The sequence below is a fragment of the Pseudomonas sp. AGC41 genome (assembly GCF_057334555.1).
In genome coordinates this window covers 52,241-55,854 of sequence record NZ_JBHFJB010000163.1, presented here as the reverse complement: position 1 = coordinate 55,854, position 3,614 = coordinate 52,241, and the positions used below count along the sequence as shown (strand labels likewise).

Genomic DNA, 3,614 nt, shown 5'->3' with positions numbered 1-3,614 from the left:
CCCCCCCGCCACAGGTGTTCATTGGAACATCAGATCACTGTTCCAACGGCATCACCGTCACCCGCACTTCCGGATCATGGGTACCGCCCCCAAGGATCACCCCACGCAACGGCGACACATCGGAAAAATCCCGGCCCCAGGCCAGGGTGATGTGTTCCAGGGACGGTTGCACGTTGTTGGTCGGATCAAAATCCACCCAGCCCAGCACCGGACAAAACACCGAAATCCACGCATGAGAAGCATCGGCGCCAATCAACCGAGCCTGGCCGGGGGGTGGCTGGGTCAGCAGATAGCCGCTGACGTAACGCGCCGCCAATCCGCGAGAACGCACGCAGGCCAGCATCAGGTGGGCAAAATCCTGACAGACGCCCCGGCGTCGCTCCAGCACCTCCACCAGCGGTGTCGCGACCTGGGTGGCCTCGGCATCGAAAGTGAACTCCTCGAAGATTTTTTCCATCAGCGCCTGGACCCCGAGCATCGTCGGGCGACCGACCGGGAAACAACTTTCGGAAAACTCGACGAAGCTGCGCTTGAGATGCACATAGGGTGACTCGAAACGATAGCGGCATGCCTCCAACAACTGCGCCGTCAGCGGCCGACCGCTGTAGCTCAATGCATGACGAGTGGATTCCCAGGCAGGCGAAGAACCGAAATCCAGTAGCGGGCGCACCAACACCTCGACGCTCAGGCGAGCATTGACCAGCAGCTCATCATGGGGACGCTCGAAGGCCAGGCGGGTCAGCGGATTGCCGAATACATCCTGTTCATCGCGACGGGTCGTCGGCTCCGGGCTGATGGTCAGTTGTCGCTCGGTACAGCGCTGCCATTCACAGGGCCGCGGCCATAGATGCGCCAGTTGCTGGGCGAGGGACACCGGGCTGTCGTAATGATAGTGGGTGTCGTGAAGGATCTGGTAACGGGCATTCATCAGACGGATACCGTGCGCTGGCTGACGTCGTCAACATGGGCAAAATGGCGCAAGGCCAAGCGATCGGACACCTGCCCGCTGACATCGGCGACTTCCTGCAGCAGATCGGCCAACCCGTCGAGCGCCGCGCGCAGGCTGGCTTCGCCAAACAAAGGATTCTCCAGGCAGCGCAGGTCAAAGCGCGACAGTCGCGCCACCAGTTCCGGCAGGGCGGTTTCCCTCGGTGCGGCAAAATCGTCGTTCAGACGCTTGACGGTGCGCGCCACCAGTTTCAACTGGAAAAGCACCGCGTGAGGGTTCTGCTCGTCCAACAACAGAAGATCGAGCACCGGGATCAGCTGCGCCACCGCCAGGTATCGCGAACGGTAGGTGATGCTGCTATTGCCCAACTCCAGCAACCATTCCAGCCCGGCCTGATCGAAAACCGCCTCGCCGCGCAGGAATGCCGCCAGGCTGCTGCTGAGAAACTGCAGACGCTCCAGGCGCCGGCCGATCATCAGGAAACGCCAGCCCTCGTCGCGGGTCATGTCGTCCAGGGCGAACCCGGACAACGCGGCCAGGGACATCACCAGTCGATTGAGAAAATCCAGCAACTCACCGAAGTCCGGCTCGCTGGTTTCCAGTTCCACGGCTTCGCGTTGCAGTTCCACCAGTGCCTGCCAGTTCTCCCGGGACAGCTTGCCGCGAACCTGCGAGGCCGCCCACTGCAAGCGCTGCAGATTGGAGCGCAGGCTGAACGACCAGTCATCCCCGAGCATGGCCGCCAGCAGGCGCTCGGGCAACTCGCCCTCCTCCGGCAACAACATCAGGCTCTCGCCCAGGGCGACCGCCGATTGCAAGGCCTGCGGATCATCGCCATCGACATAGCGCGCCAGCATGATCCGCAGCAGACGGGCGCTGTCGTCGCAACGTTCGCAGTAGCGGCCGAACCAGAACAGGTTTTCCACCACACGAGACGGCAGATAGGGATCGCGGCGCACCAGATCATGCACGCCCACGGTTCGCTGGGCCTTCCATTGCTCACCGCCGGGCGCCTGCTCGCCAAGCACCCAGGTGTCCTTGCTGGCGCCGCCGCGCTGCATCGACACCACTTCGGCATCAGCCTCGGCGGCCACGCGGGTCAGGCCTCCCGGCAGCACTCGATAATCGTCTTTGCCGGACACCGCATAAACCCGCATGCCAATGGCTCGAGGCTGGACCTGGCCGTCTTCGGCCTGCCAGACCGGCGCCTGGGACAGTTGCGCCAGTTCCTGAGCAACATAGGCATAGGGCCGCGCCTGCATGCGTGCGGCCAATTGGGCGCGCTGGTCTTCGTCCAGGTCACGACCGAATACCGGCGTGAAGCTCTGGGACGGAAACGCCGGCTTGATCAACAGCTGCGGCAGTTTCTCCAGGGCCTGGGCCAGCACCGGCGGCTCTCCGCACCACCAGGTGGCGATGGAGGGCAGCATCAGCTCTTCACCGAAAAGAAACTGGCTGATTTTCGGCAGAAACCCCAAGAGCCCGGGCGACTCCAGGACTCCGCTACCCAGTGCATTGGCCACCAGCACCCGCCCCTGACGCACCGCCTCCAGCAATCCGGGCACGCCCAGGGCCGAATCGGTGCGCAACTCCAGCGGGTCGCAGAAATCATCATCGAGCCGACGCATGATCGCGTGGACCCGACGCAGCCCGCTGAGGGTCTTCAGGTAGACCGTAGCATCGCGGACAGTCAGGTCGCCGCCTTCCACCAGCGGATAGCCGAGTTGCCGCGCCAGGTAGAGGTGTTCGAAGTAGCTTTCGTTGAACCGACCGGGCGTCAGCAGTACCACCAGCGGCGGCTCGCCGTTGCTGGGAGCCTGTCGCGCCAGGGTTTCTTGCAACGTGCGGAAGAACCCGGACAGGTGTTGCACCTTGAGGTCGCGATAAAGGTCGGGAAAGGCCCGCGACACGATGGTGCGATTTTCCAACGCATAACCGGCGCCCGAGGGCGCCTGGGTCCGATCCGCAGTCACCCACCAACGGCCGTCGGGCGCGCGCGCCAGATCCACGGCATACAAGTGCAGGAAGTTGCCGTCTGGCGGTGTGATGCCCTGGCAAGGCCAAAGGAAATTGTTGTGCCCGAACACCAGCTCCGCCGGCAACAGCCCTTCGCTGATCAGCCGCTGCGGCCCGTACAGGTCGGCCAGCACGGCATTGAGCAAGCGTGCCCGCTGGGCAATGCCGGCCGACAATTGCGTCCATTCCCGAGCGTCGATGACATGGGGCAGCAGGTCCAGCTCCCAAGGCCGATCAGCACCCTTGGGGTCTGCATAGACGTTATAGGTGACGCCATTTTCCTGGATCTGCCGGGCGAGCAATGCCTGGCGCTGGAGCAACTGTGCCGGCGTGCTGCGCTGCAATTGGTCGAACAGCCGCTGCCAGTGCGTACGCACCGCGCCGCTGTCGTCCAACAGCTCGTGATAAGTGCCCGTCGTCAGCGGGTAACGGTCAAGCAGGTCAGGCATGGAAAGCTCGGCAGGACGGCAATAAAGGGTGAGACTAGCGCAGGCAGATGACACCCGGATAGGTATGTTTGAGCTGAATCCGGCAAGAGGCCTCAGGGGCAACAGTCGTGGGGGGGGGGGTTGGTGGGGGTGGGTTGCGCAGCGACCGTAAAATCCTGGGGCCGCTGCGCAGCCCAGCGGGAGCAAGCTCCCTCGCCACA

The 3,614-nt window shown here is 63.6% G+C and carries 2 protein-coding genes; both read right to left on the bottom strand.

Annotated features, from left to right (window positions below):
- Positions 1 to 34: 34 nt before the first annotated feature.
- Positions 35 to 928 (bottom strand): transglutaminase family protein, encoded by an 894-nt coding sequence (locus ACE04F_RS28455; RefSeq protein WP_486110976.1) that lies wholly within the window; start codon positions 926 to 928, stop codon positions 35 to 37.
- On the bottom strand, positions 928 to 3,414 hold the full coding sequence (locus tag ACE04F_RS28450; RefSeq protein ID WP_486110974.1) for a circularly permuted type 2 ATP-grasp protein: 2,487 nt from the start codon (positions 3,412 to 3,414) through the stop codon (positions 928 to 930). The genes ACE04F_RS28455 and ACE04F_RS28450 overlap by 1 nt, the downstream gene beginning before the upstream one ends.
- Positions 3,415 to 3,614 lie beyond the last annotated feature (200 nt).

Coding starts and splice junctions, on each gene's coding strand:
- ACE04F_RS28455 (WP_486110976.1), bottom strand. CDS start 928: ATGAATGCCCGTTACCAGATCCTTCACGACACCCACTATCATTACGAC.
- ACE04F_RS28450 (WP_486110974.1), bottom strand. CDS start 3,414: ATGCCTGACCTGCTTGACCGTTACCCGCTGACGACGGGCACTTATCAC.